Origin of the sequence: Massilia sp. CFBP9026 (assembly GCF_034045165.1) — a bacterium.
Lineage (GTDB): Bacteria > Pseudomonadota > Gammaproteobacteria > Burkholderiales > Burkholderiaceae_D > Telluria > Telluria arenae.
Window position 1 is genome coordinate 22832 of sequence record NZ_JAXCWH010000003.1, and the last position, 13141, is coordinate 35972.

12 protein-coding genes are annotated in these 13141 nt (G+C 65.6%); 6 read left to right on the forward strand and 6 right to left on the reverse strand.

Features of this window, described 5'->3' with window-relative positions:
* Positions 1 to 107: 107 nt before the first annotated feature.
* From SOM28_RS08610 to SOM28_RS08625, 4 genes are all read left to right on the forward strand, one after another.
* The gene (locus SOM28_RS08610; RefSeq protein ID WP_123071540.1) at positions 108 to 875 is read left to right on the forward strand and encodes an SDR family NAD(P)-dependent oxidoreductase; all 768 of its coding nucleotides are present in this window, start codon (positions 108 to 110) and stop codon (positions 873 to 875) included.
* Positions 876 to 1506: 631 nt separating this feature from the next.
* The gene (locus tag SOM28_RS08615; protein ID WP_123071541.1) at positions 1507 to 1809 is read left to right on the forward strand and encodes a hypothetical protein; all 303 of its coding nucleotides are present in this window, start codon (positions 1507 to 1509) and stop codon (positions 1807 to 1809) included.
* A gap of 76 nt (positions 1810 to 1885) precedes the next feature.
* The gene (locus SOM28_RS08620; RefSeq protein WP_320467851.1) at positions 1886 to 2293 is read left to right on the forward strand and encodes a VanZ family protein; all 408 of its coding nucleotides are present in this window, start codon (positions 1886 to 1888) and stop codon (positions 2291 to 2293) included.
* Between the two features lie 159 nt (positions 2294 to 2452).
* A complete protein-coding gene (locus SOM28_RS08625) occupies positions 2453 to 3073 on the forward strand; it encodes a hypothetical protein (RefSeq protein WP_320467852.1) in 621 nt (206 codons plus the stop codon).
* 63 nt (positions 3074 to 3136) lie between these two features.
* Here SOM28_RS08625 and SOM28_RS08630 read toward each other — a convergent pair whose 3' ends face one another.
* From SOM28_RS08630 to SOM28_RS08650, 5 genes are all read right to left on the reverse strand, one after another.
* The gene (locus SOM28_RS08630; RefSeq protein ID WP_320467853.1) at positions 3137 to 4948 is read right to left on the reverse strand and encodes a glycoside hydrolase family 2 protein; all 1812 of its coding nucleotides are present in this window, start codon (positions 4946 to 4948) and stop codon (positions 3137 to 3139) included.
* Positions 4935 to 6035, reverse strand: coding sequence for a galactokinase (gene galK / locus SOM28_RS08635; protein ID WP_320467854.1), 1101 nt, complete (start codon positions 6033 to 6035; stop codon positions 4935 to 4937). Before galK ends, SOM28_RS08630 begins: the two co-directional genes overlap by 14 nt.
* On the reverse strand, positions 6032 to 7120 hold the full coding sequence (locus SOM28_RS08640; RefSeq protein ID WP_320467855.1) for a M24 family metallopeptidase: 1089 nt from the start codon (positions 7118 to 7120) through the stop codon (positions 6032 to 6034). The genes galK and SOM28_RS08640 overlap by 4 nt, the downstream gene beginning before the upstream one ends.
* An 11-nt stretch (positions 7121 to 7131) precedes the next feature.
* On the reverse strand, positions 7132 to 8226 hold the full coding sequence (gene galT, locus SOM28_RS08645) for a galactose-1-phosphate uridylyltransferase (RefSeq protein WP_320467856.1): 1095 nt from the start codon (positions 8224 to 8226) through the stop codon (positions 7132 to 7134).
* Between the two features lie 412 nt (positions 8227 to 8638).
* Entirely contained in the window at positions 8639 to 10159 is a 1521-nt protein-coding gene (locus SOM28_RS08650; protein WP_320467857.1) for a dipeptidase, read from the reverse strand.
* A gap of 122 nt (positions 10160 to 10281) precedes the next feature.
* Between SOM28_RS08650 and SOM28_RS08655 the strand changes: the two genes are divergently transcribed.
* Positions 10282 to 11148 (forward strand): pirin family protein, encoded by an 867-nt coding sequence (locus SOM28_RS08655; protein WP_320467858.1) that lies wholly within the window; start codon positions 10282 to 10284, stop codon positions 11146 to 11148.
* A gap of 23 nt (positions 11149 to 11171) precedes the next feature.
* Here SOM28_RS08655 and SOM28_RS08660 read toward each other — a convergent pair whose 3' ends face one another.
* Positions 11172 to 11561 carry a hypothetical protein gene (locus SOM28_RS08660; protein ID WP_123071549.1) on the reverse strand — a complete coding sequence of 130 codons (390 nt, stop codon included), beginning with the start codon at positions 11559 to 11561 and terminating at the stop codon, positions 11172 to 11174.
* Between the two features lie 506 nt (positions 11562 to 12067).
* Here SOM28_RS08660 and SOM28_RS08665 point away from each other — a divergent pair.
* Positions 12068 to 13105 carry an asparaginase gene (locus tag SOM28_RS08665; protein ID WP_320467859.1) on the forward strand — a complete coding sequence of 346 codons (1038 nt, stop codon included), beginning with the start codon at positions 12068 to 12070 and terminating at the stop codon, positions 13103 to 13105.
* Positions 13106 to 13141: the final 36 nt, after the last annotated feature.

The following is a 13141-nucleotide window of genomic DNA, read 5'->3' on the forward strand; positions in this document are numbered from 1 at the left end:
GTCACGCGCCGCGCGAAAAACTTACACGCAAATCGACGATCATGCATTTTGGGTAGCCACGACGACTGGTTAGAATGGCGGACTTTGTCTCTCTACGAAAGCCCGCCATGAAACTCAACCAGAAGATTGCCATCGTCACCGGCGCCAGCCAGGGCATCGGCCTGGCCTGCGCCCAGCGCCTGGTGCGCGAAGGCGCGCGCGTGATGCTCGTCGACCTCAAGCCGGAAGTCGAGCAGGCCGCCGCCAGCTTGGGCGACGCCGCCCGCTTCTTCCGCGCCGACGTCGGCGTCAAGAAAGAAGTCGATGCGATGGTCCAGGCCACGCTCGACGCCTACGGCCGCATCGACATCCTGGTCAACAACGCGGGCGTGACCCACGCGGCCGATTTCCTCGACCTGGAAGAAGACGATTTCGACCGCGTGCTGCGCATCAACCTGAAATCGATGTTCCTGTGCAGCCAGGCGGCAGCGCGCGATATGGTGAAACGGGGCGAAGGCGGCTGCATCATCAATATGTCGAGCGTCAACGCCGAGCTGACCATCCCGAACCAGGTGCCCTATGTGGTGTCGAAAGGCGGCGTCAACCAGCTCACCCGGGTGGCGTCGATCGCCCTGGCCCAATATGGCATCCGCGTCAATGCGATCGGCCCGGGCACCATCCTGACCGAACTGGCCAAGCAGGCCGTGCTGGGCAGCCCGGAGGCGCGCCATACGATCCTGTCGCGCACGCCGCTGGGCCGCTGCGGCGAACCGGAAGAAGTCGCCTCGATCGCCGCCTTCCTGGCCAGCGACGACGCCTCGTACATGACCGGCCAGACCTTGTACGCCGACGGCGGCCGCATGGCGCTGAACTACACGGTGCCGGTGCGCGACTGAAAACCGGCCAAAGTGGAGCAGATATTACTTTAATGCATGTCTGGTATCCGAACTCGCAATTGGACACTCGCAAGGCCGACCCCGATAATTACACCTGTCTCCACTATTCTCCTCCAAGAAAATAGTTTTAAGCCCGCGCAAGAGCGGGCTTTTTTTTTGCCGAAAATAGCAAGGAAGGCCGTTGCTACGTAGTTCTACGTATAAGGCATGCTGATGACATGGCGAGCGTTCGCCAGTCATTTGATACCGCCAGAACTTTGCGTTTGGTCACAATCGCGTCACAAACGCTGCCTATACTAAGAATCACCTGTCATACACGCAACCGATATGCCTGATGGCAGCAGGTGTGCGGCGCCCCGGGTGCTACACACCAACCGATTTCATATCTCTTGGCCCGATCTTGGGTTGTGCCCGCCACTGGCGGGCATTTTTTTAGGCGCTGTTCGCGTTGTTTCTGCGAACCTGGCGGGTTGCAAACCGGTCTTATTCTCTGCCCCCGCGCAACTCGCGGTAAAAAAATTGTCATAGCGCTTGAACCCGTCGCTGATTTGGCTATCATAAAGTTTGCCCTTCCGATTCGGCCACCGGTCGGAAGACCACGTACAACGAAACGTCCAAGGGAACCTGTCCTATGAACTTACGTGTACCAGCCAGCGCCACGCCCGATACTTGCCGCCGCCATCATGAAGACGGCGACCTCGTCCTGAGCGAACTCAATCCGCGCACCGTCGTCGACACGCTCGACAACGACAGCACGCCGCTCAACCTGCTCACCTTCGGCAGCGTCCGCGAAGTCTGCCCCAAGTGCCAGCAAACCCACCTCAAGCTGGTCCTGCGACAGGGAAGCGTGCGCATGGCCCACCTGTTCTGCGCCGACTGCGAAAGCTGTTTCGACGCCCATTACACCGACGGCGCGCCGGCCCTGACAATCTGAGCGTTATTGGCGTGTGGGCAATTGGCTGCATGGCGTGGTAAGGTTGGCGCTTCACGTACCTTCGCCGCTCGTATCGATGCCCGCCCTGTCGTCCCTGCTGCAGCCCCCAGTCAAAGTCCGCCGCGCCCTGCATGCCTTTGCCCTGCTTGGGCTGCTGGCCATCCTGGTGGCAGGCTCGATTCCCGGCGCCCGCGCCGAGGTGGGCGCCTATGCGTCCGGCGCGGTGCTGCACGGCATGACCTACGCCTTCCTGGCCGCACTGTGGTTCCTGGGCGCCACCGGCACGCCGCTGCAGCGCGCCTTGAAAGCAATGCTGGCCATCGCGCTGATGGGCGCCGTCGACGAATGGGTGCAAAGTTTCTTCCCGTATCGCTCGGGCGACGTGCGCGACTGGCTGGTCGACGTCACGGCCGCCACCCTCGCCTCCACCGTGCTGGCGGTGCTGGCCACCCTCGCCCCACAGCCGGCGCCACGCCGCCACTGACCATCATCGTCCGTTCAGGTTCCGCAAAGTACCCTCGCGCTTGATCGAACCGGCCTCCAAAGGAAGTCAGCTGGAACGCTGACGCGCTTCGCGCCTCTTATCCTCGTGGCGCGCGGCATCGTCACATCCCCCACTAAACATCCAAACGAGGAGTTGATCATGAAGCAAACTCACCAGAGCTTGGCCATGGCGGGCCTGCTGGCGGTCGCGCTCGCCATTTCGGGGTGCAACGCCATGCGTGGCAGCTCGTCGAGTGGCGACAGCGGCACCAGCGGCAGCACCGGTACCAGCGACTACGGCTCGGGCACCAGCGGCAGCTCCGGCAGCTCCGGCACCTCGGGAAGCAGCGGCACGACCACCGATGGCACCCAGGACAGCGCGGGCGTCTCGGGCACTACCGACACCTCGGGCGGTGCGGACACGTCGGGCAGTTCGGGCAGCTCGGGCGCCTCCGGCAGCAGCGGTTCCGGCACCTCCAGCATGCAGGATGACCGTGGCGGCAGCGCATCGACCGCGGGCGCCGCCGCGGCCAGCGCAGCGCCCAACAGCACCGTGCTGGCGATCGAGATCCTGCCGGCGTCGAGCGGCATTACCGAGGGCGATTCATCGATGGGCAGCAGCGGTGCGGCCGGCGCCACCAGCAGCGCCGGCGGCAGCCAGTCCTATCGCGTCACGGTGCGCATGGACGACGGCAGCACGCAGGTGGTCACCCACGGCACCACGCCCGATTTCCGCAGCGGCGACCGTGTCAATGTGACGGGCGGCAGCATCCAGCGCTAGCCGGACAGCGCCGCCGGGTGGGCCGGCCGTCCACCTGTGCGAGAAGCCAGGGGCTTGCCGGGCTCAGGGCGTGCCCGGGTCCTTGCCCTCTTCCACCTCGCGGTGAAACATCGGGATGTTGCGCGTCGCATTGCTGATGACTTCCAGCGGCAGCTTGGGCGTCCGGTCGGCATTCAGCAAGCCATTGGCTTCCTGGAAGGTGTCGGCGAACTGGGTATAGCAGAAGCCACTGAACATGAAGGTCTCGTTGACCACCTGCAGCAGGCGCCGGTACTGCTTGAGGTAGCTCTCGGCCGTGTGCGCGCGGCTATAGCCCCAGGTGCTCTCGTCCGGGTTCGGGGTCTGTTTCGGATCGTAGGCGATGCCGCCGAATTCCGTCAGCACGATCGGCTGGCCGCGGTGCGGGAAACCATCCAGGGTCAGGATGCGCCCGCCGGGACGCCGCTGGTCGAACAGGGTGCGCACCGGATCGGTGACGGCGTAGCGCGCCAGGATTTTTTCCGGATCGCTGTCGTAGTCGTGGATGCCGAGGATGTCGGTGGCCGACGCTTCCCAGCCGTCGTTGCCGATCACCGGACGGGTCGAATCGAGCGTGCGCGTCAGGTGGTATAGTGCTTCCACCGCATTGCGATGCGCCTGGGTCAGGGTCAGGTTGGGCACGCCCCACGACTCATTGAAGGCCACCCACACGATGATGCAGGGATGGCTGTAGTCGCGTTCGATCGCCTCGGTCCATTCCTTGACCATGCGCGTGATGGCGCGCGGGCTGAAGCGGTAGGCCGAGGGCATCTCTTCCCATACCAGCAGGCCCAGCTTGTCGGCCCAGTATAAAAAGCGCGGGTCCTCGATCTTCTGGTGCTTGCGCACGCCATTGAAGCCCATCAGTTTGGCCAGCTCGACGTCGCGCTTCAGGTGCTGGTCCGACGGCGCCGTCATGAACGATTCCGGCCAGTAACCCTGGTCCAGCACCAGGCGCAGCTGGTAAGGGCGGCCATTGAGCATGAAGCGGTCGCGGTTGATCGATACCGAGCGCAGCGCCGTGTACGAGCGGATGCGGTCCAGCACCACGTCGCCGCAGCGCAGGGTCACTTCGGCGTCGAGCAGGGTCGGCCGCTCGGGGCTCCACAGGATCTCGTTGCGCGAATCGTCGATGCCGGGGTCGGACAGCGCGATCTTGCGGTTGGCTTCGCCCGCCAGCAGCTTGTAGTAATCGTCCGCCAGCAGTTGGTCGCCATGCCAGATCTTGACCTCGACAAACAGCTCCTGCTGGATGTCGCCGGCCGCGAACACTTCGCAGCCGATCTCGTAGGTCTCGAACACCGGCGTCCAGCGAAGTTTCTGGATATAGGTCGGCGCCACCTGCTCGACCCAGACGGTCTGCCAGATGCCGGTCGTGCGCGGATACCATATCGAGTGCGCATCGAGCAGCCAGTCCTGCTTGCCGCGCGGCTTGGCCAGGTCGGCCGGATCGTCCTCGACCCACACCGTCACCGTCTGCTTGCCGTCGGCCTGCATGGCGCAGGTGATGTCGGCCGCGAACGGCGTATGGCCGCCCTCGTGCTCGGCCACCAGCTGGCCGTTGATCCACACGCGCGCAGCGTAGTCGACCGCGCCGAAGTGCAGTATCGTGCGCCCGTCGTTGGGCTTCAATTCGAAGTCGCGCTCATACCAGACCACGCGGTGGAAACCCGTGTCCTGGATGCCGCTCATCTCGGTCTCGGCGGCGAACGGCACGGTGATTTCGTGGGTCCACTCCTTGACGTCGGACGGCATGAAGTACCTGCCCTCGTCGTCGAAGCAGAACCGCCACTTTCCGTTCAGGTTCTGCCACTGGTCGCGCACCAGCTGTGGACGGGGATATTCAAACTGGTTCATCGTGGTCCTTTCTGTCTGTCGGCACCGGCACCAGGATCCGGCCTTGGCGTCCATCTTGGTCATAGGCCGCCAGCGCGCTGGCGGCGGCTTGCTGCGCCTGGCCCTTGCGGCACAGCGCCACGCAGGCGCCGCCGAAGCCGGCGCCGGTCAGGCGCGCGCCCAGCACGCCGGGAGCGGCGCGCAAGGCCTCGCACAGCGCGTCGAGCTCGGGAATCGAGACCTCGTAGTCGTCGCGCAGGCTGAAGTGCGAGTCATTCATCAATTCGCCGAAGCGCTCGGCGCTCACGCCTTGCGCGGCTTCGAGCACGCGCAGGTTTTCCCGCACCACGTGGCGCGCCCGCTCGCGCAGCGGCGATGGCAGGGCCTCCACCGCGGACGGGTCGGCCACGTCGCGCAGCGCCTGCACGCCGAGCTTCTTCGCGCCCTCCTCGCACTCGGCGCGGCGCTCGTTGTACTTGCTGGCCGCGAGCTTGCGCGCCACGCCCGAGTCGACCACGATCAATTCGGTGTCCGCGGGCAGCGGCACCAGGCGGTGTTCCAGCGTGCGGGCGTCGATGAACAGCATATTGCTCTCGTCGGCCAGGCTGGACGCCATCTGGTCCATGATCCCGCAGTTCACGCGCGCATATTCGATCTCGGCGCGCTGGGCGATGCGGGCCAGCTTGACGTCGTCGAGTTCGAACCCCAGCAGCGCGCGCATGGCGCGCAGGGTCGCCACCTCGAGCGCGGCCGACGACGACAGGCCCGAGCCGACCGGCAGGTCGGTCTCGACATACACGCGCAGCGGCGGCACCTCGATCCCTTCCGCCTGCACCAGCCGGATGCAGCCTTCGATATAGCTGCCAAAGCCCTGCGGCGCGCTGCCGTCGCGGGCAAAAGTCACGCTCGCATCGAGGTTCGGCGAATAGAAATGAAAATGGTCGTCGCCGCTGCGGCTGATCGCCACCATGGTGCGCTGGGGCGTGGCCACCGGCAGCATGAAGCCGTCGTTGTAGTCGGTATGCTCGCCCAGCAGGTTGACCCGGCCTGGGGCCGAGGCGTTCACTTCGGGCGCGCCGCCAAAGAAGGTGTCGGGGTTCAAGGTCATGCTTGCGCCTCCAGCCAGAGCGGCCGCTTGCGGCCATGGACGTCCAGCGCCGGCCAGCCGGGATCGAACGTCAGGTTTTCCAGCCCCTGCGGGCCAAGCAAAAAGGTGTCTTCGATCTTCATGCCGCCATAGCTGGGATTGAAGGCGAAGGCCATGCCTTCTTCGAGCTGGGTCGCGGTGCTGGCGGTGGCCACGATCTCGCGCGCCAGGTAGCCGGTGATGCCGCCCTGGTGGTGCTCGCGGATCGCGCCTTCGACGTCGGCGTGGTGGTAGGCCTGGGCCAGCGCGTGGTACACGCTCGACAGCGATTTACCGGGCGCCACCGCGGCGAGGCCCGTGGCCTCGACGTCCATCAGCGCGCGCTGGGCCTCGGGCGCCGAACCCGCGCCGCCGAAGCTGACGAAGCGGGTCAGGTTGGCATACAAGCCGTGGCGGCGCGCGCAGAACACCAGCATGGCGCGCTCGCCGAGCGGCTCGTGCGACGGCGTCGCGTGGCGGTACAGGGGCAGGCGGCGCGCGCCGGCCGCCAGCACCAGGGCCGGATGGATGCCGCGCTGCCACAGCGCCTCGGCGCCGGCGCCAGCCAGCTGCTGTTCGGTCCAGTCGGGACGGGCCCGGTGCAGCACCTCGGTCATCGCCTCGGCCGCCTCGCGGCCCAGCAGGCGGTAGCGCACCTGCTCGGCGTCACCCAGCACCAGCTTGCGTTGACGCAGCGCCAGCGGCAAGGGTCGCTCTTCGCCCACGGGACGGTCGGACAGGATGGCGCGGCCCTGGGCCGCACCCGCGACGAAGCGCTCGCGCAGCTCCGGCTCGGCCCACGGTTCGATGTGGAAGGTGAAGCCGCCCGGGACTTCTTCGGCGCGCAGGCGTTCGCCCTCGATCTCGTCGGTCAGCACGCAGGCGTCGTCCGCGGTGACGAGCACCTCGGCGATGCCGACGCCGGTCGTCAACAGCACCGCGCTCGAGCCGCCGGCCGTCACCCAGGCGAACCAGTCGGTGCCGCGCAGGCGCACCGCGCCGGCGCCTTCCTGGGCCAGGGTGGCGCGCAGCAGCGCCAGTTTGTCGGCCACTTCAAGGGCACGCATATCCATCTCCGTCATGCGGCGTCCTCCAGGTTCACTTCGACCTGCTGCAATTCATAGGCCGTGGTTTCGGGCAGCACGTCCATCGCGAACATGCCGGCCGCCAGCTCGGTGCCGGCCAGGTATTTCAGGCGGTCGCGCGTGCGGTAAGGCGGATAGAACTGGGCGTGCAGCTGGGTTTCCGGGTGCTGCGCACCGTCGGTCGGGGCCTGGTACCAGGCCATCAGGTAAGGGAAAGGCCGGTTCCACAGGGTCTCGTACTTGAGCAGCACGGTCTTGAGCGCGCGCGCCAGGCTTTCGCGCTGCGGCGGCGTGAGCGCGGCGAAATCCTTGCACGGCGCGGTCGGCATCACCCACACCTCGTAGGGATAGCGGGCGCAGGCCGGCACGAAGGCGATCGCGTAGTCGTCCTGGTACAGCACGCGCCGGCCGTCGGCGGCCTCGTCGCGCGCCATGTCGCACAGCAGGCTGGCGCCGTGCTGCAGATAGTATTCGCGCTCCTGCGCCAGCATGCGCGCCGGCACCGCCGGCACGAAGGGATAGGCATAGACCTGGCCATGCGGATGGTGCAGGGTCACGCCGACCTCGGCGCCGCGGTTCTCGAACGGCAGTACATAGTGGATGTTCTGGTGATTGCCGATGCGCGTGGTGCGGTCGCCCCAGACCTGCAGCAAGAGCTCGATGCGCGACAGCGGCAGGTGGGCCAGCGCCGCATTCGGGTCTTGCGTGAACACCACGACCTCGCAATGGCCGTTGGCCGGCGCGGTCGGCACCGTCGCCAATGGCGGATCGTGCGACTCCAGCGCCAGCGAGGGAAAGCGGTTGTCGAACACGGCGATCTCGTAGTCGCCGGCCGGCATCTCGGTCGGATGTTCATCGTCCACGGTCGGCGCCAGCGGGTTGTATTGCGGCGGCGGCTGATAGGTGCGGTTCTGGCGAAAGGCGGCATAGGTCACCCATTCGCCGCGCAGCGAATGCCAGCGCAGGTGCGGATTTGCATGCTGCGGCTCGGGGAACGGGCTGGTCGCAACGATGCCGTCCGGGATCGGCATATTGCTGTACAGGGTCAGGTTGCGCCCGTCCGGTTTCTTGAATTCTTTACTATGCATGGCAACAGTTCAGGTCGGTGGAGCATTCGGTCAGGCGCGAGCGCGCACGCCGAATACCAAGGCATCGGCGCGCTCGCGGCACGAGAAACCGATCCTAACATGCTGTTTTCGCCACACTTTCTACGCGGAATTTGAGCATTTTCCGGGCGTCAATACTGCCCTGTCACAGGGGCGAGACAGCCCTTGGCATACGGCGTGAATTGGCAGGGAGAGCGTCTGGGCGAATGTCAACTGGCAGGATCATTGTAGTCCCGCACCTACGCAATAATTAGAATTTTTTACACGTTTTGGCAAGCAAAACGCCTACCTGCTCATCGTAGGCAAGAGCGGCGTTTCAACTGCGAGGGAGAGGGCGGGAGACGACCGGCCCGGAGGGTCGGGCCGGCGGATGTGGCCGGCTTATTTGGCCAGCCTATTTAGCCAACTCAACCAGCACCGCCGTGTACATCTGCAAATTCAACAGCAGCTGCTTGGTGGTGATGAATTCGTGTTCCGAGTGACCGGTGTACTTCTGCCCCGGCATCGATGGACCAAAGCTGACTGCGTTCGGGAACAGGCGCGAATTGGTGCCGCCGCCGATCGCCACCGGCTTCGCGTCCTTCATGCCGGTGAAATACGAGAAGGTCGACAGCAAGGTCGGTACTTGCGGCGCGTTCTCGAGGATCCACGGCTCGCGCACGCCGACCTTGACGTTCGCCAGCGGCAGCCGGCGCGCCTGCCAGTCGGCCAGGGCGGCATCGATCTCGGACGTCAGCTGCTCCGTCGACTTGCCGCGCGGCCGGCGCACATTGATCGCGACCTCGATGCCCTCGTCCAGCTGGCGGATGACGGTCGGCTTGAAGGTCATCGGTCCCATGAAGCTGTCGCGGTAGGCGATCTTGCCGAACTTCTCGCCGTGGTAGCCGGTGCCGACCAGGTCGTTCAGGTAGTTCACCACGCCGCCGGCCACCGTGTTCGGCCAGCTGCGCACCGACAGCGCGTCGGCCAGCATGCTGACCGCGTTCACGCCTTCCTGCGGTTTCGATGAATGGGCCGACACGCCTTTCGCGACCACCTTCAGGTTCGCGCCCTGGCGCTCGAAGGTGTAGCGCATGCCTTCCTGGTTGGCGGCGCGCGCGCGGATCTGCCCCTCGATCTCCGGCGTGGCGTTGGCAACCAGCGCCTCGGCGTCTTCGGGGATCTGGGTATTGAAGGAGCCGCCCCTGAATTCGGCGATATGGAGTTCGCCCGCCGCGGGAATCGCGGCGCCGGCCTTCGGGATCGTCACGGCCACGGTGCCGCCGCCCTTCTCTGCCGTCACCACCGGATACTCGGCGTCGAGCGTGATGCTCATTTGCGGCGGCACGTGGGTCTTGAGGAATTCGGTCAAGGGTCCCCAGTCCGATTCCTCGCCCATGTACACGTACAGTTCGATGCGCTTGCTCAAGGGGATCTGGCGGTCGCGGATCGTCTTCATCGCATACAGCGCGGTGGCGATCGGTCCCTTGTCGTCCTCGGCGCCGCGCGCGATCAGCTTGCCCGGCTCGCTGGTGCGGTCGAGCACGAACGGCGACTTCTTCCATTTGGCGGGATCGACCGGCTGCACGTCGCCATGGGTCACGATACCGACCCGCTCAGTGCCCTTGCCGAGACCGACGATGACGGTCCAGCCATGATCCTGGTAATCGAGACCGAGACGCTCGGCCTCCTCTTTCAATGCGGCCTTGAACGCGATGTGGACCGGGTTCTTGTCGGACGGGTAGCGCGCGTCGACCACCGTATTGAAGCTGACCAGTTTGGCCAGCGTGTCGACCACGTCGTTGCGGTAAGTCTGCACCGCATACTTGGCGGCGCTGACGGCGGTCTCGCTCGGGGCCGGCGCCGAAGCGGCGGCGGATGCGACGGTGGTGGTCCACGCCAGCACCAGGCTGGCAATCAGGGCTTTCTTGTACATACGGCGCCGGTCTCCATGAATCCATGATTGCAAATGCGCAAGGAGTCTAGCACAGGCATGTGCGCACCAGATCCGCGTTTTCCGCGTATCGTTACGCGCTTCGCACCGAGAGAAAACGCACCATGACCGACAAGACCATCCGCCGCCTGCACCCCGCCCTGCGCGACGATATCGGCGACCTGCTGACGCAGCGTCCCGTGCCCTCGGACCAGCTCGATCAGATCGATCCTTTCCTGTTCCTGAACCACCACGGCCCGCAGGTCTACGGGCCGCACAACCGCGGCCTCCCGTTCGGACCGCATCCGCACCGCGGCTTCGAAACGGTCACCTTCATCGTCGACGGCATGCTGGCGCACCGCGACAGTGCCGGCCATGAAAGCGTGATCCACGCCGGCGGCATCCAGTGGATGACGGCCGGTAGCGGCATCGTGCACGCCGAGGTATCGCCGCGCGATTTTCTGGAACACGGCGGCCCGCTCGAGATCCTGCAACTGTGGGTGAATCTGCCGTCGCGCCTGAAGATGAGCGCGCCTGCCTACACGGGGCTGCAGCGCGACCAGATCCCCGCCCTGCCGCTCGATGGCGGCAAGGTGACCATGAACCTGATCGCCGGCGAATGGGAAGAGAATACAGGGCCGGTGCGGTCGCTGACTGGCGTGTTCATGAGCACGGTCGCGATGCAGGCCGGAGGACAGTTGACGGTAGCCGGCCTGCAGGGACGCAACGTGCTGCTGTATGTGGTGCGTGGACGCATCGGCGTGGGCGACCACGGCGATCTCGTCAACGCTTACCAACTGGTGGAACTGGATGACGACGGCGACGCCCTGCACATCAGGGCCGAGGCCGATTCGCTGCTGCTGTTCGGCCATGCCGAACCGATCCGCGAACCGGTGGTGGCGCACGGGCCCTTCGTCATGACCACCCGCGAAGAGATCGTGCAGGCGATTGCCGACTACCAGGCTGGGCGCTTCGGTTCAACGCAGGCTTGAGCACTGCGTGCGCGAACGCTGACTCAGCGCTGGACCGATGCCACGGCGCGCTTGTCGCCTTCGCGCACGAAGACAGTCTCCGGAATCCGGTCGCCCTGGAAGCGCAGGCTCAGGTCCCGGTCCACGGCAACAAAGCGCTTCTTGCCGACGTGGACCAGTTCGACGGGCCCGTCGCCCAGGTCGGCATACAGCGCACGTTGACCGTCACCGATCTTGCCCTTCACCTGGAGGACGCGGCCGTCTTCGAGCGCGTATTCACCCTGCACACGGTCATACATGAACGGCGCCATCATGACCTGCTTGACGTTGGGGGCGCGGACTTTCACTTCATTGTCGGTCGTTTGCGGCGCTGCGCCGCTGGAGAACGAAACGGCGGCGATGGCGGCGAACAGGGCGATGTGCTTGATGCGCATGATGTCTTTCCTTTCAGGTCGAGTGCGAAGAAGAACCGGTGCGGCAAGCGTTCGATCGCTCGTGAAGAGGCCGCGTGGTCCACGTGTTTCGTTGTCGCCAGGGCTGCTTTTTGTCTGGCGATGAAAGTAGTCTAGCCAGACTTCGCGCGCACTCAAGCGGCAATGGGATGAAGCGCCGAAACGCGCGATGAAATGCTGAAAACGTGAAGTGAACGGGAGGTGCATATGCGTGTCGTTCGCACACGTCTGCACCCCGTCTGCATGCCTGTTTCCAGGCTTGTTTCGAGACCGATCGACCGGGCAGATGCCGCGGCGGGCGCGGCAATTCTTGGGGCACATATTGAGGACCTTTCAGCTAGGATTCAATGCAAAAAAGATGAGTCGAACCAAGATACGGTCACCGCTCCCAATTGGATGCCTGCTTCGGCGAGGCCATGCCAAGCGTGTGTCTGCATCGCGTACGGATGCCGTACATTAGCGTCATCGACAACCAACCAGACCAACCCATGCAAGCGATTCCCCTCGTCGCGACCACGCGCGGCTATCCCGACTCCGGCAATGTGATCGAGAACGTCCACTGGGGCTCGATCGCCGTGGTCGACACCCGCGGCCGGCTGTTGTGGTCGGCGGGCGACCCGGACTATCCGACCTTCACCCGCTCGGCCCTGAAACCGTTCCAGGCCCTGCCCTTCATCCTGTCCGACGGCCCGGCGCGCTTCGGCCTCACGCCGGACGAAGTGGCGCTGCTGTGCGCCAGCCATTCGGGCGAGGACATGCACCTCGCAGGCGTGCGCGCGATCCTGGACAAGATCGGCCTCGACCCCGGCCACCTCGAATGCGGCTGCGCGCAGCCGCTGCACTACGAGTTCACGGGAACGAAGCCGCCGCCGGATGCGCAATGGACGCCGCTGCACCACAACTGTTCCGGCAAGCACAGCGGCTTCCTGGCCTGGTGCCGGCTGCACGACGCGCCCACCGCCAACTACGTCGACCGCGCCCACCCGCTGCAGCAGGCGATCCGCGCCACGCTGGCCGACACCGTTGGGCTGCCGGAGGACGCCATGCCGGCCGGGCTCGATGGCTGTTCGGCGCCGAACTACGCGCTGCCGCTGTCGTCGCTGGCGCAGCTGTATGCGCGCCTGGCGCATGGCAGCAGCGACCCGCAGCTGGGCGGCGCGATGGGCATCCTGGGCGAGGCCATGACGGCGCGGCCCGATATGGTCTCGGGCCAGGAGCGTACCGACCTGCACTGGATGACGGCGGGCGGCGGCGACTGGGTGGCCAAGATCGGCGCCGACGCAGTGCAGGCGATCGGCGTGCGCTCGGCCGGGATCGGCATCGCGATCAAGATCGCGGACGGTAACAGCCGCGCGCTGCATCCGGCGGTGTATGCCGTGCTCGACCAGCTCGGCCTGCTCGACGCCGGGCGCAAGGCCGCGCTCGAGCGCTACCGCCAGCCGGCCATCAAGAATGCGCGCGGTACGGTGGCGGGCGATATCCGTCCCCTCTTCACCCTGAACGAGTCCGGAAGAAACGGCGCGTAAGGTGTGAATTCGCCGATTTAACATACGATGCGTCCA

What these genes read in the sequence shown, in the direction of transcription:
- SOM28_RS08610 (WP_123071540.1), top strand. Translation starts at nt 108, where the DNA reads ATGAAACTCAACCAGAAGATTGCCATCGTCACCGGCGCCAGCCAGGGC.
- SOM28_RS08615 (WP_123071541.1), top strand. Translation starts at nt 1,507, where the DNA reads ATGAACTTACGTGTACCAGCCAGCGCCACGCCCGATACTTGCCGCCGC.
- SOM28_RS08620 (WP_320467851.1), top strand. Translation starts at nt 1,886, where the DNA reads ATGCCCGCCCTGTCGTCCCTGCTGCAGCCCCCAGTCAAAGTCCGCCGC.
- SOM28_RS08625 (WP_320467852.1), top strand. Translation starts at nt 2,453, where the DNA reads ATGAAGCAAACTCACCAGAGCTTGGCCATGGCGGGCCTGCTGGCGGTC.
- SOM28_RS08630 (WP_320467853.1), bottom strand. Translation starts at nt 4,948, where the DNA reads ATGAACCAGTTTGAATATCCCCGTCCACAGCTGGTGCGCGACCAGTGG.
- galK (WP_320467854.1), bottom strand. Translation starts at nt 6,035, where the DNA reads ATGACCTTGAACCCCGACACCTTCTTTGGCGGCGCGCCCGAAGTGAAC.
- SOM28_RS08640 (WP_320467855.1), bottom strand. Translation starts at nt 7,120, where the DNA reads ATGCGTGCCCTTGAAGTGGCCGACAAACTGGCGCTGCTGCGCGCCACC.
- galT (WP_320467856.1), bottom strand. Translation starts at nt 8,226, where the DNA reads ATGCATAGTAAAGAATTCAAGAAACCGGACGGGCGCAACCTGACCCTG.
- SOM28_RS08650 (WP_320467857.1), bottom strand. Translation starts at nt 10,159, where the DNA reads ATGTACAAGAAAGCCCTGATTGCCAGCCTGGTGCTGGCGTGGACCACC.
- SOM28_RS08655 (WP_320467858.1), top strand. Translation starts at nt 10,282, where the DNA reads ATGACCGACAAGACCATCCGCCGCCTGCACCCCGCCCTGCGCGACGAT.
- SOM28_RS08660 (WP_123071549.1), bottom strand. Translation starts at nt 11,561, where the DNA reads ATGCGCATCAAGCACATCGCCCTGTTCGCCGCCATCGCCGCCGTTTCG.
- SOM28_RS08665 (WP_320467859.1), top strand. Translation starts at nt 12,068, where the DNA reads ATGCAAGCGATTCCCCTCGTCGCGACCACGCGCGGCTATCCCGACTCC.